This window comes from Psychrobacillus sp. NPDC093200, assembly GCF_050280345.1.
GTDB classification, from domain to species: Bacteria; Bacillota; Bacilli; order Bacillales_A; family Planococcaceae; genus Psychrobacillus; species Psychrobacillus faecigallinarum.
Window position 1 is genome coordinate 316,454 of the sequence record NZ_JBNNVC010000003.1, and the last position, 19,234, is coordinate 335,687.

18 protein-coding genes, 16 tRNA genes, 2 rRNA genes and 1 other annotated feature are annotated in these 19,234 nt (G+C 38.2%); of the genes, 5 read left to right on the top strand and 31 right to left on the bottom strand.

The features are described from left to right. Positions 1-121: 121 nt before the first annotated feature. Both guaD and ACQKNZ_RS15105 read left to right on the top strand, forming a co-directional pair. On the top strand, positions 122-1,489 hold the full coding sequence (gene guaD, locus ACQKNZ_RS15100; protein ID WP_427660493.1) for a guanine deaminase: 1,368 nt from the start codon (positions 122-124) through the stop codon (positions 1,487-1,489). A gap of 30 nt (positions 1,490-1,519) precedes the next feature. Beyond that, on the top strand, positions 1,520-2,857 hold the full coding sequence (locus ACQKNZ_RS15105) for a uracil-xanthine permease family protein (RefSeq protein ID WP_427660495.1): 1,338 nt from the start codon (positions 1,520-1,522) through the stop codon (positions 2,855-2,857). A gap of 202 nt (positions 2,858-3,059) precedes the next feature. Here ACQKNZ_RS15105 and ACQKNZ_RS15110 read toward each other — a convergent pair whose 3' ends face one another. The 7 genes from ACQKNZ_RS15110 to queG form a co-directional block, all read right to left on the bottom strand. Beyond that, positions 3,060-3,542, bottom strand: a complete 483-nt coding sequence (locus ACQKNZ_RS15110; RefSeq protein WP_427660497.1) for a hypothetical protein — start codon at positions 3,540-3,542, stop codon at positions 3,060-3,062. A gap of 9 nt (positions 3,543-3,551) precedes the next feature. Further along, the gene (locus ACQKNZ_RS15115; protein ID WP_144541927.1) at positions 3,552-3,869 is read right to left on the bottom strand and encodes a putative quinol monooxygenase; all 318 of its coding nucleotides are present in this window, start codon (positions 3,867-3,869) and stop codon (positions 3,552-3,554) included. A 76-nt stretch (positions 3,870-3,945) separates the two neighbouring features. Next, a complete protein-coding gene (locus tag ACQKNZ_RS15120; RefSeq protein WP_427660499.1) occupies positions 3,946-4,200 on the bottom strand; it encodes a hypothetical protein in 255 nt (84 codons plus the stop codon). A 388-nt stretch (positions 4,201-4,588) separates the two neighbouring features. Then, positions 4,589-5,422, bottom strand: coding sequence for an aldo/keto reductase (locus tag ACQKNZ_RS15125; RefSeq protein WP_342577394.1), 834 nt, complete (start codon positions 5,420-5,422; stop codon positions 4,589-4,591). Between the two features lie 249 nt (positions 5,423-5,671). Beyond that, on the bottom strand, positions 5,672-5,854 hold the full coding sequence (locus ACQKNZ_RS15130) for a hypothetical protein (protein WP_144541921.1): 183 nt from the start codon (positions 5,852-5,854) through the stop codon (positions 5,672-5,674). 308 nt (positions 5,855-6,162) lie between these two features. Further along, entirely contained in the window at positions 6,163-6,636 is a 474-nt protein-coding gene (gene trmL / locus ACQKNZ_RS15135) for a tRNA (uridine(34)/cytosine(34)/5-carboxymethylaminomethyluridine(34)-2'-O)-methyltransferase TrmL (protein WP_144541919.1), read from the bottom strand. 12 nt (positions 6,637-6,648) lie between these two features. Next, on the bottom strand, positions 6,649-7,788 hold the full coding sequence (gene queG, locus ACQKNZ_RS15140) for a tRNA epoxyqueuosine(34) reductase QueG (protein ID WP_340863693.1): 1,140 nt from the start codon (positions 7,786-7,788) through the stop codon (positions 6,649-6,651). 57 nt (positions 7,789-7,845) lie between these two features. Between queG and ACQKNZ_RS15145 the strand changes: the two genes are divergently transcribed. Then, positions 7,846-8,535, top strand: a complete 690-nt coding sequence (locus ACQKNZ_RS15145) for a B3/B4 domain-containing protein (RefSeq protein ID WP_427660502.1) — start codon at positions 7,846-7,848, stop codon at positions 8,533-8,535. 4 nt (positions 8,536-8,539) lie between these two features. Further along, positions 8,540-9,058, top strand: coding sequence for a hypothetical protein (locus ACQKNZ_RS15150; RefSeq protein WP_151112967.1), 519 nt, complete (start codon positions 8,540-8,542; stop codon positions 9,056-9,058). 223 nt (positions 9,059-9,281) lie between these two features. On the opposite strand, the gene ACQKNZ_RS15155 is transcribed toward ACQKNZ_RS15150, so the two are convergent. From ACQKNZ_RS15155 to proS, 3 genes are all read right to left on the bottom strand, one after another. After that, entirely contained in the window at positions 9,282-10,604 is a 1,323-nt protein-coding gene (locus ACQKNZ_RS15155; protein ID WP_427660504.1) for a hypothetical protein, read from the bottom strand. Beyond that, a complete protein-coding gene (locus tag ACQKNZ_RS15160) occupies positions 10,585-11,100 on the bottom strand; it encodes an RNA polymerase sigma factor (RefSeq protein ID WP_427660506.1) in 516 nt (171 codons plus the stop codon). The genes ACQKNZ_RS15155 and ACQKNZ_RS15160 overlap by 20 nt, the downstream gene beginning before the upstream one ends. Positions 11,101-11,225: 125 nt before the next feature. Beyond that, positions 11,226-12,665, bottom strand: a complete 1,440-nt coding sequence (proS, locus tag ACQKNZ_RS15165; RefSeq protein ID WP_427660508.1) for a proline--tRNA ligase — start codon at positions 12,663-12,665, stop codon at positions 11,226-11,228. A 44-nt stretch (positions 12,666-12,709) separates the two neighbouring features. Further along, positions 12,710-12,926, bottom strand: a binding site (T-box leader). A 134-nt stretch (positions 12,927-13,060) separates the two neighbouring features. Here proS and ACQKNZ_RS15170 point away from each other — a divergent pair. After that, complete coding sequence (locus ACQKNZ_RS15170) at positions 13,061-14,137, top strand: threonine aldolase family protein (protein WP_427660510.1); 1,077 nt, start codon at positions 13,061-13,063, stop codon at positions 14,135-14,137. 34 nt (positions 14,138-14,171) lie between these two features. On the opposite strand, the gene ACQKNZ_RS15175 is transcribed toward ACQKNZ_RS15170, so the two are convergent. The 21 genes from ACQKNZ_RS15175 to ACQKNZ_RS15275 all read right to left on the bottom strand — a co-directional run. Continuing rightward, on the bottom strand, positions 14,172-14,306 hold the full coding sequence (locus ACQKNZ_RS15175) for a hypothetical protein (protein ID WP_255475366.1): 135 nt from the start codon (positions 14,304-14,306) through the stop codon (positions 14,172-14,174). 171 nt (positions 14,307-14,477) lie between these two features. Next, a complete protein-coding gene (locus tag ACQKNZ_RS15180) occupies positions 14,478-16,043 on the bottom strand; it encodes an alkaline phosphatase family protein (protein ID WP_427660513.1) in 1,566 nt (521 codons plus the stop codon). Positions 16,044-16,243: 200 nt separating this feature from the next. Beyond that, positions 16,244-16,498, bottom strand: a complete 255-nt coding sequence (locus tag ACQKNZ_RS15185; RefSeq protein WP_427660515.1) for a potassium channel family protein — start codon at positions 16,496-16,498, stop codon at positions 16,244-16,246. Between the two features lie 698 nt (positions 16,499-17,196). After that, positions 17,197-17,278, bottom strand: a tRNA-Leu gene (locus tag ACQKNZ_RS15190). Between the two features lie 31 nt (positions 17,279-17,309). Next, positions 17,310-17,383 (bottom strand) — tRNA-Cys (locus ACQKNZ_RS15195). Between the two features lie 6 nt (positions 17,384-17,389). Next, positions 17,390-17,464, bottom strand: a tRNA-Gly gene (locus ACQKNZ_RS15200). Between the two features lie 6 nt (positions 17,465-17,470). Next, positions 17,471-17,542, bottom strand: a tRNA-Gln gene (locus tag ACQKNZ_RS15205). A gap of 1 nt (position 17,543) precedes the next feature. Beyond that, a tRNA-His gene (locus ACQKNZ_RS15210) sits at positions 17,544-17,619 on the bottom strand. Between the two features lie 35 nt (positions 17,620-17,654). Next, positions 17,655-17,730 (bottom strand) — tRNA-His (locus ACQKNZ_RS15215). A 25-nt stretch (positions 17,731-17,755) separates the two neighbouring features. Continuing rightward, a tRNA-Trp gene (locus ACQKNZ_RS15220) sits at positions 17,756-17,829 on the bottom strand. A 9-nt stretch (positions 17,830-17,838) separates the two neighbouring features. Next, a tRNA-Tyr gene (locus ACQKNZ_RS15225) sits at positions 17,839-17,922 on the bottom strand. Between the two features lie 9 nt (positions 17,923-17,931). Further along, positions 17,932-18,007: transfer RNA gene (locus tag ACQKNZ_RS15230), tRNA-Thr, on the bottom strand. A gap of 4 nt (positions 18,008-18,011) precedes the next feature. Next, a tRNA-Phe gene (locus ACQKNZ_RS15235) sits at positions 18,012-18,087 on the bottom strand. 143 nt (positions 18,088-18,230) lie between these two features. After that, positions 18,231-18,306: transfer RNA gene (locus ACQKNZ_RS15240), tRNA-Asp, on the bottom strand. A 3-nt stretch (positions 18,307-18,309) separates the two neighbouring features. Next, positions 18,310-18,386: transfer RNA gene (locus ACQKNZ_RS15245), tRNA-Met, on the bottom strand. 146 nt (positions 18,387-18,532) lie between these two features. Further along, positions 18,533-18,608 (bottom strand) — tRNA-Val (locus tag ACQKNZ_RS15250). A 22-nt stretch (positions 18,609-18,630) separates the two neighbouring features. Continuing rightward, positions 18,631-18,705 (bottom strand) — tRNA-Glu (locus ACQKNZ_RS15255). Between the two features lie 28 nt (positions 18,706-18,733). After that, positions 18,734-18,825, bottom strand: a tRNA-Ser gene (locus tag ACQKNZ_RS15260). Positions 18,826-18,831: 6 nt separating this feature from the next. Further along, positions 18,832-18,906, bottom strand: a tRNA-Asn gene (locus ACQKNZ_RS15265). An 8-nt stretch (positions 18,907-18,914) separates the two neighbouring features. Continuing rightward, positions 18,915-19,030, bottom strand: a 5S ribosomal RNA gene (gene rrf, locus ACQKNZ_RS15270). A 121-nt stretch (positions 19,031-19,151) separates the two neighbouring features. Continuing rightward, a 23S ribosomal RNA gene (locus ACQKNZ_RS15275) occupies positions 19,152-19,234 on the bottom strand; the annotation flags it as partial.

Here is a 19,234-nt window from a genome sequence, read left to right on the forward strand (position 1 = left end):
TCTATCTGCTAACAGAAGAAAAATCCCAATAGCTATCGTTCGGTTTATATAGACATTTACTTAATACCCTAATATAATATGATTATAAAAATTAAAAAACACGAACATTAAGGTGGTTTATATGTTGAATTATTCGATGGTTTTCCAAGGTACAGCTTTTACTAGCAGCACACCAAAGGAAGTAGAATTTCTTAAAGACAATCTGTTTTGTATAAATGAAAAAGGGTTAATTGAACGGATAGTAGCTCCTGCAAATCCTGAATATCAAGCCATATTAGATATTTATCTACATAAAGAAAATTTTCATCGTCTAGAAGAAGGACAATATATTCTACCTGGGTTTGTTGATCTTCATGTTCATGCTCCACAATGGGCACAGGCTGGAACTGCATTAGACCTCCCTTTATATGATTGGTTAAACAGCTATACGTTTCCAATCGAATCCAAGTTTGCAGATTTGAATTTTGCTCAAAATGTGTATGAGGAAGTGGTACATACCTTATTAGCGAACGGTACAACAACCGCTTTATATTTCGCTACAGTACACAAGGAAGCAAGTATTTTATTGGCAGAAATTTGTGCTCAAAAAGGACAGCGTGGCTTAGTTGGAAAAGTTGTCATGGACAATCAAGATCAGACTCCTAATTATTATCGTGATGTTAATACCCTAACTGCCCTAACAGATACAGAGGAATTTATCATAGCCGTTAAGGAGTTAGGAGAGAAAACAAAACAAGGAGTGTATCCAGTCGTGACGCCTCGTTTTATACCAAGCTGTACAAATGAAGCTTTAAAGGGCTTAGGAGAATTAGCAGTAAAATATGATACTCATATTCAATCGCATTGCAGTGAAAGTGACTGGGAGCATGGCTATGTTCAGGAACGTTTTCAAAAAAATGACGCACATGCCTTACATGATTTTGGTCTTTTAACCGAGAAATCGGTTATGGCACATTGTAATTTTCTTGATGATGCTGATGCTGATCTTTTTGCACAAACTGGTACCGCGGTAGCACATTGCCCTGTATCCAATGCCTATTTTGCAAACAGTGTTATACCTATAGCACATCTACATTCTAAGAAAGTAGAAATTGGATTGGGCTCTGATATTTCGGGAGGCTTTTCTCCTAGCCTATTCGATAATGCTCGTCAGGCAGTAATTTCTTCTAGAATGCTAGAGGATGGAGTGGACAAAAACCTTCCGTCAACAAAACGTGGTGTTCCAAACTCACGTATTACTATTAATGAAGCATTTTACCTTGCCACGGCCGGAGGTGGCGAAAGCTTAAGTCTTCCAATAGGGCGTATTCAAGAAAAATATACATGGGATATTCAAATTATAGATACAAAGCTTCCGACAGCAAAGCTTCCTCTATTTAAAGAAAAAGAGAGTCTAGAAGATATCTTCCAAAAAATAATGTACCTTGTCCGTCCAGAAAACATTCAAGAAGTATGGGTACAAGGCGAAAAGGTACATTCTCGAAAATAGTAATCTCAAAAATATTTGGAGGGTTTTCCAGTGAATTTAAAAGAAGACAATAACGCACAACGACTAACCGTATTACCTGATGAAAAAGTATCTTTTGGGCAATCTACATTACTAGGATTACAGCATGTGTTGGCAATGGATATTTATGTAGTTCCATTCCTAGTTGCATTATTAATCGGATTATCCTCTGACCAGTCAACTGCTTTAATCCAATCTACCTTTATAGCAGCAGGAATTGCGACCATTATCCAAACATCTTTTTGTATGAAGCTACCAATCGCTCAAGGGCCTTCTTATGTTCCTCTAGGAGCCATCGTTGGGATTTACGCAGCGAGTGGTAGTGGTTCACTGGGATGGAGCTCTGTTTTAGGGGCAAGTTTAATCGGTGCTGCATTAGTTATACTTTTAGGCTTTACAGGACTATTCAACAAAATTGTAAAGATATTCATTCCTCCATTAGTAGGTGGTACGATCATATTCGTTGTCGGTCTTTCCCTTATGCCCGTAGCGATTAATGATAATATATACAACGGGGCTGGAGCTACCGTCAATCAAAATGTCTTTTTGGCAATTATTACGGCATCTGTTTTAATCCTTTGCGTTATGCTTAGCTCATTATTACAAAATAAGGGACGGATTTTTAAAATCACTTCCGTTATTATTGCATTAGCAGTTGGATGCTTGGCAGCAAATGCTATGGGCGTTTTGGATTTGTCAGCTGTTAGCCAAGCCAACTGGTTTAGCTTACCGCAAATACCTTTTGTAGATTTCGGTTTTTCCTTCAACCTTTCTGCTATTATAACAATGATTATTATATATATTGTATTGATGGCTGAAACTACTGGAACATGGTTTGCTATCAGTAATGTAATCGATGAGCCCTTAACAGATAACCAAATAAACAAAGGTGTTATCGGAGAAGGTCTTGGCTGTTTCGTAGCATCCTTGTTAGGTTCTACACCAGTAACTGGTTATTCAACAAATGCAGGCGTCATTTCTATCACTGGAATTGCAAGTCGTCGTGTATTTGTTGCTGTAGGTTTTTGGTTCGTTTTATTTGGATTTTCTAGCAAGCTCGCTGCTTTAATAGCATCTATTCCTTCTGCAGTAATTGGTGGCGTGTTTATAATTATATGTGGAATTATTGCTATAAATGGTTTACAGGTAATACGCAATATTTCTTTTGGTGAAAAAGAAATGTATGTAGTTGCCATCCCAATGATTGTGACTCTAGCTTTAACACTTATTCCTGATGAATTTCTATATTCATTACCCTCTACTATGCAATACATGTTCAGTTCTCCAATTGCAGTTGCATCACTTCTTGCAATTATATTGAATAAAATATTACCTGGTAGACAACAATAAGAGGAACCGCTTAGTATAAAAGATGCTTTCCCTTCATTTACATAAGATTTTTCCCAATGTAATAGTAGCAAAAAAATGGTCATTACTGATATTCCCTCAGTAATGACCATTTTTTATATACATTTAAAATTGTCTAGTTCTGATCCTGTGTGCTAATTTTGATTGATTCCTCAAAACCTTGCATAACTGGAGGAATACGATCTTAATCTATTTCTATAATCATTGGTTCATATACTGAAATTATATTTACTATATGTTCAATACAATGTAATGAGTAATGGACAAGTGTACCATTTGGAAAATACGAATTATCTTTTGGAAGAGAGCTTAATAAATTTGACCTCTTATAAATTACGAAGGAATCACCTTGAAATTCCTCCTTATTATTCCAACGTGTATAGTCATCGTAGATAACGGAATACGTTATATAGTTTTTAAAATCAATTTGTAACCTCGTCACCTTGCTATCTGGGTGTGGATAAATAAGTAAGTCTGTTGGATTCTTACTTTGATTTACTATTATTCTAAGCCGAACTTCATCTTTTCGAGGTTCGGAAATACTCTCAAAAGAAATATGATATCCTTCTTCTTTCGTCAGCTCATCAAAGGACATTTGGCACCCCTCATTTCTGTTGAACTTGTTAAGTTCCAAAGTAATGCTGTCCGTTGTTACTAAAGATAGCACCGTAGTCTATTAGAAATTCGATAAAATACCCTTCCCACCCTTTGTTTCTAAGGTGCTGATTCTTTCCATTCCAGTAATAATTGGTTTCGCACGTTTTATTAATTCTTGTGTAGCTTCATGAGTAAGAGAAGCTTGATGGGCATTTTCATCGCTCCACACTTCATAAACATACACAGAGTTTAGTTCACTTTCAGAAATGTTTATTAGATATATCTCACATTCATCCAGATTTTTCATTGATTCTGCTGCTTCTAACAAAATATCTACCATTGCGTCTCGTTCGCCTTCTTGTACTATAAACTTAACAAACAAACTAAATTTACTCATATTGTCCTCCTCTATTATGTCACCTGGTAATTATTTCTACATCGAGAGATAATTATCCTACCTTCTATAAAGAATGTTAATAGCATTGATATAAACTCCAGTATACTTTAGTGCGTTCAACACAATAAAAGCCTTCCAGGTTACAAGATTTAACTATTTTATTTACTGTATTTTTATCTGAGCACAACATGGAGAAATGACTATCCCAATGGGTGGTTAACAGTATACTATGATTTTCAAATACTCCTTTGTAATATTCCTTAATTGGAATACCTTCTGTCGAACAAACAGCATATCTATCCGGTTTAGGTAAAATCCTCTCTTTTGTCATTAGTAATCCCTCCTTGAAGAAACATCATACCTTCTAACATAATTTTTAGAAAAGATTATTATTCCCTTCTTATTTCAGTTGTTTCTTAAATAGTTCTTTACCAACTTTAAACGAACCCTCTTTGTTGATTGTAGCGGCAGACGGCGACTCCGTTGGGATGTGTGAGACAGATAAGACATCACAACATGTGTGAAAGCGTAAATCAATTTCAATTTTTTTGTATAAAGTATCGCCTTATGGGAAATATTAAGATAAACCCCCTTTATTGACGCTGTTTTCCCTTTTATAACTTCCTATACTTTCTCTCAGGGAAAATTCTTACAATGAAATAATAACAGCGCATAAAAAAGGTCATTACTGATATCCCCTCAGTAATGACCTTTTTGTATTATTTAAAGCTAAAATTGTCTGGGTCTGCTCCAGTACGCTCATTTAGATTGAGTGCATCAATGTTTTTCATATCCTCAAACGATAATTCAAAATCAAAGACATCAAAATTTTCGTGTATTCTTTCAGGCGTTACAGACTTTGGAATAACAATTAAATCATTCTGTAAATGCCAACGGATAATTACCTGAGCGGTAGACTTTCCATACTTATCACTTATTCGAGACAGAGTTGGTTCCCCAAGTAATCCACCTCTTGCAAGTGGGGACCAAGAGGTAACTGCAATACCTTGAGAAGCACAATATTCTCGTAAATCATACTGCGTCAAACGAGGGTGACACTCAATTTGATTGACCATAGGCTTAATATTAGCCTTAGCTGCTATAGCTTCAAGGTGATGCTGGTTATGATTAGACACTCCTGTTGCTCGAATAAGTTTTTCCTCGTACAAACGCTCGATGGCACGATATGTATCTACAAAACTGTCAGCAACTGGCCAATGTGTTAAATATAAATCTACATAATCCATTCCTAATAGCTTCAATGACTTTTCAAAAGCCCTTAAAGTTTGGTCATAGCCCTGATCTGTATTCCAAACCTTAGTAGTAACAAATATTTCATTACGTGAAATTCCAGAAGCTCGTACTGCCTCTCCAACCTCATTTTCATTTGCATAGAGAGAAGCCGTATCAACATGACGGTAACCAGATTCCAAAGCATAGGTAATAGCTTTTAGAGCAACTTCTGGCTCTGTCATTTTATATACTCCTAATCCAATACGTGGCATCTCCACTCCATTAGCCAGTCTCTTTGTTGAATTCTCTAGTAATTCCATTTACATCATCCTTCCCTTTTTATGTAGAAAAGCGCAATCGCCTATATCTGCCCCGACAGGCAAATGGGAAAATGCGAGGAGGCAGCTCCTCAGCCACCGTAGTATTTTCCTATTTGACCTCAAGGGGCAAGGCGATGGAGCTAGACAATTAGAAAAGCGCAAGTGCCTATATTTGCCCCGACAAGCAAATGGGGAAATGCGAGGAGGCAGCTTTACAGCTTTAACTTTCAAGAAAAAACGACTGAAGAATCAGTCGTCTTTCCTCTTCTTCATAATTGTAGCACTGTCGGACTGTGCAGGGTCTGATACACGATTATCTTCTTCTAGCTCTTGGTTATCTCTCATTCGTTCCATTTGTTTACCTAATGTTTTTACTTCGTCCATGTTTGTTGCCATTGAACCGTTCTCTGGACCATTTTTCAAATTATCCATTTAAAAAATCACTCCTTTTTATCTATCCTAGTAGAATCACACGTTACATGCAACTTTAACATGAAATAATTCGGACATAATTTCGTTTTATTGTTTCGTTTCATTTTTTCAAGAATTAGGTTATACTAATGATTAGAATATATATAGGAGGCGCTTAAGTATGAAACTAATCCTTATTCTTGGCGTTTGTATTACGTTTCTTTCTGCAATTTTCACTGCAGGATACGACGACAAACCAGGTGCATCTGAGAAATAATTAATATTCAACATAAAAACGGACGAGTCTTTATAAGACTTCGTCCGTTTTTTTAATGTAAGTTTGGATAATCCTGTTGGCGCAATGCTTCGTATATAAGAATTGCTGCAGTGTTCGATAAGTTCAAGGATCGAATATTATCATTCATAGGAATTCTAAGGGCGCGATCTGGATGTGCATCAATGAAGTCACGAGGAAGTCCCTTCGTTTCACGTCCAAATATAAAGAAATGTTCTTTATCTGAATCGCTAAAGTCAAACGTAGTATGCGGCTTCGCACCAAACTTAGTGATTAAATAATATTCACCTTCAGGATGTGCTGCGAAAAACTCTTCTAACCCATCATAATAAGTAATATCTACATGCTCCCAATAATCAAGTCCTGCACGCTTTAACATTTTATCGTCTGTAGAAAAACCTAATGGACGAATAAGGTGCAGCTTAGCTCCTGTTCCTGCGCAGGTTCTAGCAATATTACCTGTATTGGCAGGAATTTCTGGTTGATATAATACAACATTAATACTCAATGTTTCCACTTCCTAATTTTGAATTGTGTAAAATGCAAGACCCTTACGAATCTCTTCTATTACCTGTTCTTCTTGTTCCGTTTTTTCGGCTTTCTTTAAGGCAATTAAGCCTTCCTCTGTATTAATCTTCCCTATTGCCCATGCTGCAGTCCCTCGAATTACTGGTCTTGCATCGTGAAGCATGAGTTCTATAAGAGTGGGAACAGCTGCCTCTTCTTTAAAATGAGCCAATGCAATGATTGCGTTCCGCTGAATAGGATTCTTTCCTCTCCACGAACCAGACATATGCCCATACGTTTCTTTAAAGGTCCGATTTGACATGCTTAACAGTGGTAAAAGTAAAGGCTTCACTAACTCTGGATCAGGCGTGAAGGCCTCTTGGTGTAAATTAGCCTTGCCTTTGTTTTTTGGGCAAACCGTTTGACATGTATCACAGCCATAAATTCTATTTCCTATCTTTGCTCGAAACTCATCTGGAACCATCGTTTTTGTCTGAGTGATAAAGGCGATACATCGCTGTGCATTAAGCTGACCACCTTCTATTAAAGCTCCAGTAGGGCAAACGTCTAAACAAAGACTGCAGTCCCCACACTGATCCTCCATCTGTTCACTCGGTGCAAAGGGAATAGAGGAAATCATTTCACCCAAATAGACATAGGATCCAAACTCTGGTGTGATTATGGAACAGTTTTTTGCACTCCAGCCAATCCCGGAGCGTTCAGCAACAGCACGATCAGACAACTCACCAGTGTCGACCATAGAACGTAGTCTAGCATCTGGTATATGCGTTAAAATATATAATTCTAATTGAGCAAGCTTTTCTCTTAAAACTGTGTGGTAATCTATTCCCCAAGATGCTCTAGCAAATATTCCCCTTCTAGCTCCCTTTACACTTTGTGGAGCGTTCTTCATCTTAGATGGATAAGCAATTGCTATCGAAATAATACTTTGTGCTTCCTCCAATAAAAGCTCAGGGTGAGTTCTTTTATCGAGGTCAGGCTCTTCGAAGCCTGAAGCATATCCTAGCTCCTGCTGGCGAATCAATCTATTTTTCAACTCATGAAATGGAGAAACAGTGGTAAACCCAATTTTATCAATTCCAATGGTAGCAGCATATTCTATGAGGTTTTGTTGAAACTGGTTTATATTCACTAGAGTTCTCCTTTCTTTATGTTACAATGAAGAAAATATATACAAGGATGGTTTAAAATGTTTGTAAAATTAGATACAGCTCTATTACAAATAGAGCCTACTTTTAAAATCGGCCTTATTTATTATAACAAAATTATTGTATCCACTTCGCCACAAATGCTTAAGGGGCGTCTCCAATTATTTCAAGAACAATTATTCTTCGAACTAGAGGAAAAATCTGTTAATGATTTTGAAGGAATAAAGGAATGGCGAGCTCTTTGGAAAAAGCTTGGAGCGGACCCGAATCGTTATCGTCCTTCCATGGAAGCAATGTATAGAAGGATTGCAAAACAAAATTATATCACACCTATGCATTCTGCTGTAGATTTAAATAACTTCTTCTCCATGAGATATGAAATTCCATTAGGAATTTATGATCTGGATGAGGTGAAAGGGGATATCTTCCTCACAGTTGGCAATAAAGAAACAAGCTACCTTGGGCTGAATGGTAGAGAAAACAACTTAAGTGGGATTTTAACACTTCAAGATGAAGTTGAAGCATTTGGAAGTCCATTTGTCGATTCTAAGCGGACAGCTGTTACAGAACATACAACGAGTGCTTTACAGGTAGTCTTTCTAAGACCTTCTATGGGTCAAGAAGAGGCGGAAAAATTATTAGAATCTATGGGTCAAATGTTTACTCAAGTTCATGGTGGAGAAGCTGCAAGCATTATTTTAGATAATAACCAAGTAGAATGGAGGATATAAATTTATGGCACATATACTTCTTGCAGAGGCAGTGAAGCTAAAGAGTATTTTATTGAAAAGAGTTCAAGAATTGGAAATGGAAATAATGCGCGTTGGTTTCACTGTTATTGAAAAGGGGACTCTTCCTGCTCCTCCTATAAGAACTGTGGAAGCAATAGATTTAGAAATGAACGATATTCGCAATGATATCCGAAAGCTTGATAGACTTATTTACGAGGCAAACTTAAATAATACAATTACCTATAAAGAAGACCCTCTCACCATCGTTGAGGCAATTGAGCTTGCTACTCAGCTACGCGCACAGGCAAGAGTATATAAACAGTTAGGAAGCCATGAAAAACAAAGAATCCAGTTTGGAGGCTATGGCGAAGGAACTACTTATGTAGAGGTTGCCTTATATGAACCAGAGGAATATCGAAAAAAAGCATTGGACTTTGAGAAGGATGCAAATAAATTATCTGGACTTATTAATGCAAAAAACTATTCAGTTACTATTGCCTTTGATGAAGAAAAATATGCTTAACATAAATCCTTGGTAAGGTGAGACTCCTTGCCAGGGCATAGCAGGAGGTCATTACAATTTAAATGATGGCAAACCAATGACCATTTACCATTTACTTTGTGACTAATGACTAATGACTAACCATTGCAATGGCAATCAACCCACAATTAATTAGTGTTTTACCCGACCTTCTGCTATGAAAAACGCTCCTCTCCATATATTTGGAGGGAGCGTTTTTACTTGGTTAATTTTCAAATAGCTGTGTTTGTTCTCCGTCTATGACAAGGGACCATTCCCCTTTTTCTGGAATTGTAATATTTCCATGATAATGATAAATTGTTCCTTGATTATCATAAGGGGCATTGGGATCTAGTTGAAATATACTTTCTTGCTCTATTATTCCTTTTGAATTCATCAGCTGTACCTCTATACTTTGTTCCTCACCACTGCGGTTTTCTATGATTAGTTCATGAGTCTTTCCAACTGGGATTTCTATTGGTGCATCTAAAAGGATATAATTTTCGGTTTTTGGTAAGGGCGGAAGAACCTCAATTCTAAATGCCTCGAACAAATTCTCCTCTACGTAAAAGGAAAGCTGCCATTCTCCCTCTCCCGTAAAAGCCGGGAAACTTGTTAAAATGTGAGCATCTTCACTATATAAACCAGCGCTTAATACTCCCTCTGATAATAGAAGAGTCTCTCCGTAAATGTTCATAGCCTCCACTTTATATTCCTTCCCTACTAACGATTCAGGATTACCCCAATAGTAGAGCATGAGTTTCGCAACTCGACGAGTGTCCTCTGCCACGAAATTCTCAGGACCAAGGATGCCAATTTTTCCATCCAGCCCTATTACGTTTTGATCTCGATCAGGTAAAGTAAAAGAAATAGCTAATGGTGCGTCTAATGTAACCGTTTTTTGAGATTTATTATTTAGTTCATATATTTTCCCCTGATATTCCATAGTGAACTTGATTTCTTCGCTTGCCTCGCTTGCCTCTAATAATTTTTGTATTTCCACTTCCGAATAATTTGCGTACAGTGATTCAAAAGCTACCGTATAATGGTATCCGTCCTCGCTCGGGGTGGAACTATAGCTTACTGAATTTCCAATACCATATCCATCCTTTAAGAAGAGGTGTGGGTTAGCAGCTCGAAACTCTACAGAATTCCACACATCGATTGGTATAAGCTTCTTAGATTTCAAAAATACTTTTACTCTTACTCCATGCAATGTCTCCTTCGATGAATCCATTGTGACCTCCGAGCTTTTAATGCCGGCTATTTCGAGCTTAAAGCTTTTTAAATAATCCTGTTCCTCCATTGAACCGAGACCTAATCTCGACTCTTGAGTTATCTCTGATTTATACATAGGACTTGCTAAATAAGCAACCATTAAAAGACAAGCTGCTGCTACAAATACAGATAGCGGTTTTAGAAATTTTAAACGATTTGGTTTTGCAGCACTGCGAATACTATGGATAACTTTTCTTTTATCCTCTTGAGTAAGAGAATGCTTCGGCAGGTTTCTAAGCTGTTCCTCTAAATCATCGTGTTCTCGCTTCATACTCAAATCCCTCCGTTTCTAGAATGCTCTTCAGTTTCTTGAGCGATCGATGATAAAGAACATTCACATGGTTTTCATTTGCCCCTAGTATTTCTCCTACTTGTTTAGAGGTCATTTCAAGTATTGCTTTTAAAATTATTACCTCTTTGTTTTTTGCTGGCAATCTATTAATTGCTATATAAAGTTCACGATTCAACTCACCAAGCAAAATAGTGTGGTCTAGATTTTCTGTTTGTTTTTCATCTCGTAGTAAGTATTTTATCCGATTCCAAATATTATTTTTTCTAGCCCGATCAATGACGATATTTTTGGCAATCGTTATTAACCATGTTTTCGGATGTGACCCTTCTCTAAAATGGGCAATCTTTTTCATTCCACGAAGAAAAGTTTCCTGTACAAGGTCCTGTACATCCATTGACCCTGTATAGTAAATGAGGAAACTGGTTACATCTCGCTCATATAACTCAAACCACTCCTCAATTAGCTGCCTTTCCAAGTGATCCCCCCTATCTCTCTAACTATTTAATTAGACGATCTATTTTACTTAATCTTACAAGATTTTTGAAAATAAAAAAATCAGCCATTGAATAAACAATGACTGATTTGCACTTTCTTATTTGGTTAGTAGGATCTTCCGAACCAAACTGTGTGTTTCGATTCTTTTCCACAGTTAATACAAGTTGATTTCTCAGCTGGTGGATTGAATGGAATATTGCGTGTTGTGAATTTCGTTTCTTCTTTTACATGCTCTTCACAAGCATCGTCTCCACACCATCCTGCAAGGATCCATCCTGGGATTTCTCCTTTTTTTGCAGAGTCGTCTAAATGTTGTTTTAGCTGATCCATGGAATCTACATGAGTATGAGAGTTTGCATCACGGAATGCACGTGCTTTTTCTAAAAGACGAGTTTGCATTGTGTTTAGCTCTTCTTCTACGCGCTCAACGATGCCATTAATATCAACGGATTCTTTTTCATCTAAATCACGTGCCTTCATAAGCACTTGACTGTTTTCTAAATCACGTGGTCCTAGCTCAACACGAACTGGTACACCTTTTAGTTCCCACTCGTTAAATTTATATCCAGGTGATTGATCAGAGTCATCTAATCGAACACGGATACCTTTTACTTTTAAAGCAGCAAAAATTTCATCTAATTTTTCAATAATTGCTGGGTTCTTTTTCCATGGACCTACAGGTATTAATACAACTTGAGTTGGTGCAATACGTGGTGGCAATACAAGACCTTGCTCATCACCGTGTACCATTATCACAGAGCCTATTAATCGAGTAGAAGTTCCCCAAGATGTTGTATGCACATGTTGGTGTTTGTTTTCTTTGTTCAAATATTTAATATCAAATGCTTCGGCAAATTTAGTGCCAAGATAATGAGATGTACCTGCTTGAACCGCTTTTCCATCCTTCATCATTGCCTCGATAGAAAACGTATCTACAGCCCCTGCAAAGCGCTCTGAAGGAGTTTTTTGCCCGTCATATACCGGAATGGCCAATAGACCCTCCACTACCTCTTTATAAATATTTAGCATTTGCATTGTTTCTTGACGAGCTTCTTCTTCGTCCACATGAGCGGTGTGACCCTCCTGCCATAAAAATTCAGAAGTGCGTATGAAAGGAAGTGTTTTCTTTTCCCAACGGAACACGTTAGCCCATTGGTTGATCAATACAGGTAGATCACGGTAGCTCTTGATCCAATCAGAATACAGATGACCGATCATTGTTTCGGAAGTTGGACGAAGCGCTAAACGTTCCTCCAGCTTTTCGCCTGCTGCCTCTGTTACCCATGGAAGCTCTGGAGAAAAACCTTCAATATGATCCTTTTCCTTTTGGAAAAAAGATTCAGGAATTAGCATTGGGAAATACGCATTGCGGTGTCCCGTTTCTTTAAAGCGTTTGTTCATTTCTGCTTGGATATGCTCCCAGATTTCGTACCCGTCTGGTTTAAATGCGATACATCCACGCACTGGTGTGTAATCCATTAAGTCAGCTTTTTGGATTGTGTCAATATACCATTTAGTAAAATCGTTTTGTTGTTGATTAGTCATGATAATTCCCTCCTTAAAATATAAAAAGCACAAAGCTGTCCTTGGAAAAGGACGTCCTTGTGCTTGAATAGACGTGGTACCACCTTAGTTTAGCTTAAAATAATTTAAGCCCTCTAAACGTTTGGTAACGAAAACGAATCGGTTATGTTTGCATAACATCTCAGTGGTAGGTTTCAACAAGAAGTGGTGATATAGCTCTCAGCAATTGCTATATTTTCTGTCTCACAATTCTTATTTACTTGTTCACATCACAGATTATATATTATTAATAATATACCAAAATCAAAGCTTTAATACAATGCACTTCTTTTTAACCAAAAATTTAAACTATCAGAAGATAAAAAATACATTATACTTATCTTATAACAAAGTAAAAATACATTGGGGGAAATTAAATGAACCATTTAAAAAATTCCTATGACAAGTGTACTTATCGATTAGCTGGTCATGGAAAACGAGAAGTTTCTGTTTTACAAGATGCATTGAAGGACATTTCTGGAGAACAGCTAAGTGATATATATGGAGAGGGGCATATTATCGAAGATTTCCAAAATAAAATGGCTAAATTACTAGGCAAAAGCACAGCTGCGTTTTTCCCTAGCGGTACAATGGCCCAACAAATCGCTTTACGCATATGGTGCGATGAGAAAAAATTGAAGAAGGTTGCATATCATCCCTTATCCCATTTAGAAATTCATGAAATGGATGGATTAAAGGAAATACACCATATCAAGACTATTTTAATAGCTGACAAAGATAGAGTCATAGAGTTAGAGGATGTGGTAAATCTTGAAGAGGACATTGCCTGTCTGTTATTGGAACTTCCCCAAAGAGAAATCGGAGGCCAACTTCCTAGTTTCGAAACATTAAAACAGATTTCCGCTTATTGTCGTGAAAAGTCTATTATGCTTCATTTGGACGGTGCACGTCTTCTAGAAGTGCTGCCTTTTTACAAAAAAACTGCTGCGGAAGTTTGCGACCTTTTTGACAGTGTCTATATGTCCTTTTATAAAGGAATTGGCGGGATTGCAGGAGCAGTACTAGCCGGTGATAAGGATTTCATAGAGAAATCTAAAGTCTGGAGAAAACGTTATGGCGGAACGCTCATAAGCTTATATCCTTATATTCTATCAGCTGACTATTATTTTGATAAACGAGCAAATAATATGGAACAATATTATAACAGTGCAATGGAGCTCGCAAAGCTATTTAATGACTGTAAGGATATTTATACAATTCCAGAGGTACCAGTTTCAAATATGTTTCATGTGCATTTTAAGCGTAACCAAGAAGAAATAGCAGCTATCTTGGCGAAAGTACAGTTAGCTAACCATATAGGGATTACAAGCTATCTAAGCAAGCAAAGTGGGGATAGCTGTACTTTTGAACTTAGTATCGGAGATTCTTGCTTAGAAATCCCTAAGAATCTAATAGACAAATTATTCGATAGCTTAAGAGAAGAAATGAAATAATATAAAAAACTCTCAACGCTTAGTTGAGAGTTCTTTATTGTTGCTGTTGAAATTGCTCTGTTTTTAGTTCTTCATATATATGGTTTGCCTTGCTTTCAGCTTCTGTTTTGGAAGTTGCATGTACCTCGATAATTTTTCCTTCAATAATAAAATTGTATGTTTTAATCATTTTAAATTCCTCACTTTCATGTTTATCGCGTCTAGATATGTTATTCCCTATTTTAGAAAAATAAAACTTCCTAATTATGTTATTTCATATTTATACTTACATTAAGGTTGAATGATTACTACTGAAGAATTTGAATTTAAAAGAAACATCAGAAAAAAAGTGGCTCCATACTTAAGAGCCACCCAACAATTCTATAACCCATTCCTTTACATCCACAAGACGATTAGAAGGGGGTTTTTCTGTGTCACCAGCAATCACCAGGGGAACAACAGAATCTACCTGATGGAGTGACCCATGCGCTCCTCCACCTGCATGATCGTGACTCTGTTTTTCAATAAATTCGTAAGATGGCTTTGCATCTACTATAATAACTTTGCCTTCTTGCGAGTGAAGCGCTCCGTGTAGCCTTGCAAACGCATCAGGATACGTGTGATAGAGTATAGTTCCATGCTCATCCGGTTTTATATCTAAAATAGACATATCCCCATCCAACTGCCACGACTGCTTATATTCATCAATATAAGGTCCGTTTGGTGAAAAGGTGAATTCTTTATCACTTGCGCTCACGACATGATTCGTTTGCTGATCACTCCATGCAATAAAACCGATTCGCTCATCCTTTTTGAGAATATCTACTACCTCAGTAAAAGGAATCTGTTCATCCTGCAAATAAATATAGGCCATCCGTTCATTGATTGCGATTGCCAGCTGCACATTTTCTTTTCCACGTTCCCAGAATGTGTAACCCTTCAACAAATCATTTAAATCGATTAAACCCATTTCCTTCTTTTCCTTAACTGATGATTGTCCACTATCACCAAGGACAATCCAGGTTACCTCTTGAATGGCCTCTTCCCAAGATCCAAAACTACCGAGCATTTCCTGGATCGCTTGATCAGCCTTTTCAATCGCTGTACTATCAGTAGGACCTTTTTTGTGTATGGAAGCATCAGCATCCGGAAGATAAGCGAGTGTAAACGGAGGAAGCTTCTTTTGTTCAATTAAGTACGTCATCTCATTTACGGTAAAATCATTATTAACACCCATTCGTTTCCAGCTGTATTTATATTTGTCGTTCTCTGGATTATATTGAGATAAGGCACCGAGCGACAAAATCATTGGACCACTCACCTCTAGTTCTTTTGGCAATAAATCTGCAAAAGAAAGAAGCTTAGGGACATTTAATTTTTGGGGAATGCTTCCCCTATATAAGAGACCATTGATGGAAGCAGATTGCATTTTGGCGTTCGCAAGTTCTTCGTGAATCGTAAAAACATCTTTACTTAGATGCGATTCATTCAGGTGAATAACACTATCCGCTGCCACATGCTTTATCCCGTTATCCCACATTTCCCTTATACCACTCCCATAGCTAATCATACGATTCTCATCCTTTTTAAACCATATCAATCCTGGTAGTTTATGTCGGTCTGCATATGTTCCTGTCAACAAGGTGCTATCAATCGTAACTGACATAGTTGGATAAGAGCTAATAAACTCTGGATAAAAATCACCGTTCTTTGTTAAAAATGAGAAAGCAGGTGCCTTCCCCTCTTTCATTGCTTCTTGTAGCGGCTCAGTCATTAAAGAATCGACAACAATAAGAACCACCGGCTTTTTGGTTGCTGCTATCTTTACTTCATTAAGCTTTTTTGTCGGAGACATAGAAATACTCAATACAAGGCCTCCGCATATAACAAGCAATAAAGCTAATATGATGAGTATTGTTTTCTTCACTGTAGTCACCTATCTTCCATTCGTAGCTTTAGTATGGTGATTTACAAATGAATACATGCTTGTTTAATGTTAAAAACTCATGTTTAGTCAGAAAGTATGTAAAAATATTCATCGACATCCATTTATATATATCAAACATAAAAAGAAAACACCTTCACCGGTTGATTTATCTTTATAAGAATCAAAATTGTTCATCCGCTTCAACTACCTTTTTCTCCATCACCGCCATTGCTTTGCTCACCTTCTTTTTCGTTTTTTGTGCCTTCCCCAGGGCTATCTTCCTTTTCACCCAAAGCTCTGATAAAAAATGCGGTTGGCAACAAAAGACCGATGGCTGCTTGTATAAGCGCAAAGAATCGCGCCTTTCCGACAGGTACCAAGTCCCCATAACCTACTGATAATATGGTGACTCCACTGAAATAAATAGAGATAATCCCAAAAATTTTCTCCTCCATCTTTCCCCTCTTCAGTACTAACTCTTACTACATCCCCTTCCATGGACAATAAATAATAAAGAACAGCAAATCCAAAGGTAATGCCAAGCATAGTAAAAAATAGTTTTTGGAATAAAGTTGACTGAAAATAACTTTTCTTATACTTACGACCTGAAAAGAAATAGCATAAGTTTGTTACCATAAATAAAATCGTCAATCCCATTAGTATCGTGGAAAACATACATCTATCCCTCTCTTATCGTCTCTCTAGTTCATTCAGTTTTAGTTGTATGAATTCCTCAATAATGAATATAATTAATGTCGATGTGACTATCTTGTCAATCGAATATAAAATATATACAAATTAATTAATATAGGAAACGGAATAGAGATACATTCTCAATTCATGGATTAAGACATTTGCATGCTAGTGTACATATGTATAATAAAGTATTAATTTAGTAAGTAAGTGATCGTATAGGACATAAAGACATTGAAATGACTCTCAAGGGATTATTCTAATGAAATAAAAGAGCTGAGGATAGAAGATGAGAAAGCTTGTGACGTCTGTGTAAGACATAAGTAAAAAATTTAAAATCAATGGAAACTATTAAAAAATAATCATGAATGAGAATATAAAAAAAGCTTACAAAAGCTGCGGTAACAGCATTCATAAGCTTTAGTCAAAATATCATTTGTAAGTGATATTTCATAATAGATACCGGTGGTCGGGGTCGAACCGACACATCCGAAGATACGGGATTTTGAGTCCCGCGCGTCTGCCAATTCCGCCACACCGGCATAATGAAGGCAGTAAATACTTTTTAAAAATTGGAGGCGGCAACCGGATTTGAACCGGTGATAAAGGTGTTGCAGACCTGTGCCTTACCACTTGGCTATGCCGCCTTAATTTGGAGCGGAAGACGAGGTTCGAACTCGCGACCCCCACCTTGGCAAGGTGGTGTTCTACCACTGAACTACTTCCGCAAAAAACTGGGGTACCTGGATTCGAACCAGGGCATGACGGAATCAAAATCCGTTGCCTTACCGCTTGGCTATACCCCAATGGGGCGACCGATGGGAATTGAACCCACGAATGCCGGAATCACAATCCGGTGCGTTAACCACTTCGCCACGACCGCCACAGAATAAAAAAAAGAGCTAACTAAAAGGAATATGGGGCGACTGATGGGAATTGAACCCACGAATGCCGGAATCACAATCCGGTGCGTTAACCACTTCGCCACAACCGCCATTATTCAAAGTTAACTTATTATTTGGCAGGGGCAGTAGGAATCGAACCCACATCAAAGGTTTTGGAGACCTCTATTCTACCGTTAAACTATGCCCCTATTAAAAACTGGTGGAGGGGGACGGATTCGAACCGCCGAACCCTAAGGAGCGGATTTACAGTCCGCCGCGTTTAGCCACTTCGCTACCCCTCCACTGGTGAGTGGTGCCGGAAAGAGGACTTGAACCCCCAACCTACTGATTACAAGTCAGTTGCTCTACCAATTGAGCTATTCCGGCATAATGGTGGCTCAGGACGGAATCGAACCGCCGACACAAGGATTTTCAGTCCTTTGCTCTACCGACTGAGCTACTGAGCCTCTTCGATTTACGCTAAGCTGCGCTACTCTTTGTCAGCTTCACTCACTCATTCAGTCACGTACTTTAGTACGCTCCTTCTTTCGTTCGGTTGCTTCCTCGATTTGCTTGCTTATCCTAAATCTCTATGTTGTTGAATAATAAATGGCGGTCCCGACCGGGATCGAACCGGCGATCTCCTGCGTGACAGGCAGGCATGTTAACCGCTACACCACGGGACCATTTGGTTGCGGGGACAGGATTTGAACCTGTGACCTTCGGGTTATGAGCCCGACGAGCTACCGAACTGCTCCACCCCGCGACAATAAGAAAGTGTTGAAATTTAAATCAACTACGCAATTAGTGAATTTTACGTCTTCCACGCTACGCTTGCGTCGACGTTAATCGCTTTCTTCGTGAAACGATTTGCTCCACCCCGCGACAATAATAAGTGTTGAAAATTTATAATGGTGGAGGATGACGGGCTCGAACCGCCGACCCTCTGCTTGTAAGGCAGATGCTCTCCCAGCTGAGCTAATCCTCCATAGTGCTGGTTTTAATTTAAATGGTGACCCCTACGGGATTCGAACCCGTGTTACCGCCGTGAAAGGGCGGTGTCTTAACCGCTTGACCAAGGGGCCATTATATTATGTAAAGAAGAAATCTATCTGGCGGAGAGCAAGGGATTTGAACCCTTGAGACAGTGTTACCCGTCTACACGATTTCCAATCGTGCTCCTTCGGCCACTCGGACAGCTCTCCTAGAAATGGCTCCGAAGGTAGGACTCGAACCTACGACCGATCGGTTAACAGCCGATTGCTCTACCACTGAGCTACTTCGGAATAATATCGCCTAGCGACGTCCTACTCTTGCAGGGGGAGACCCCCAACTACCATCGGCGCTGAAGAGCTTAACTTCCGTGTTCGGTATGGGAACGGGTGTGACCTCTTCGCCATCATCACTAGACTTGAATAATTACTGAAAGACATTTTCTATTATAACAAGTCTGTAGATTATTACAAGTGTTATTTTAATAAAAATTTATTCTTTCAAAACTGAATAAACTGACATCTTAGAAACAAACAATTTGGTTAAGTCCTCGATCGATTAGTATTCGTCAGCTGCACGTGTCGCCACGCTTCCACCCCGAACCTATCTACCTCATCGTCT

Coding starts and splice junctions, on each gene's coding strand:
- guaD (WP_427660493.1), top strand. CDS start 122: ATGTTGAATTATTCGATGGTTTTCCAAGGTACAGCTTTTACTAGCAGC.
- ACQKNZ_RS15115 (WP_144541927.1), bottom strand. CDS start 3,869: ATGAGTAAATTTAGTTTGTTTGTTAAGTTTATAGTACAAGAAGGCGAA.
- ACQKNZ_RS15120 (WP_427660499.1), bottom strand. CDS start 4,200: ATGACAAAAGAGAGGATTTTACCTAAACCGGATAGATATGCTGTTTGT.
- ACQKNZ_RS15125 (WP_342577394.1), bottom strand. CDS start 5,422: ATGGAATTACTAGAGAATTCAACAAAGAGACTGGCTAATGGAGTGGAG.
- ACQKNZ_RS15130 (WP_144541921.1), bottom strand. CDS start 5,854: ATGGATAATTTGAAAAATGGTCCAGAGAACGGTTCAATGGCAACAAAC.
- ACQKNZ_RS15145 (WP_427660502.1), top strand. CDS start 7,846: ATGTTTGTAAAATTAGATACAGCTCTATTACAAATAGAGCCTACTTTT.
- ACQKNZ_RS15150 (WP_151112967.1), top strand. CDS start 8,540: ATGGCACATATACTTCTTGCAGAGGCAGTGAAGCTAAAGAGTATTTTA.
- ACQKNZ_RS15155 (WP_427660504.1), bottom strand. CDS start 10,604: ATGAAGCGAGAACACGATGATTTAGAGGAACAGCTTAGAAACCTGCCG.
- proS (WP_427660508.1), bottom strand. CDS start 12,665: ATGACTAATCAACAACAAAACGATTTTACTAAATGGTATATTGACACA.
- ACQKNZ_RS15170 (WP_427660510.1), top strand. CDS start 13,061: ATGAACCATTTAAAAAATTCCTATGACAAGTGTACTTATCGATTAGCT.
- ACQKNZ_RS15175 (WP_255475366.1), bottom strand. CDS start 14,306: ATGATTAAAACATACAATTTTATTATTGAAGGAAAAATTATCGAGGTA.
- ACQKNZ_RS15185 (WP_427660515.1), bottom strand. CDS start 16,498: ATGGAGGAGAAAATTTTTGGGATTATCTCTATTTATTTCAGTGGAGTC.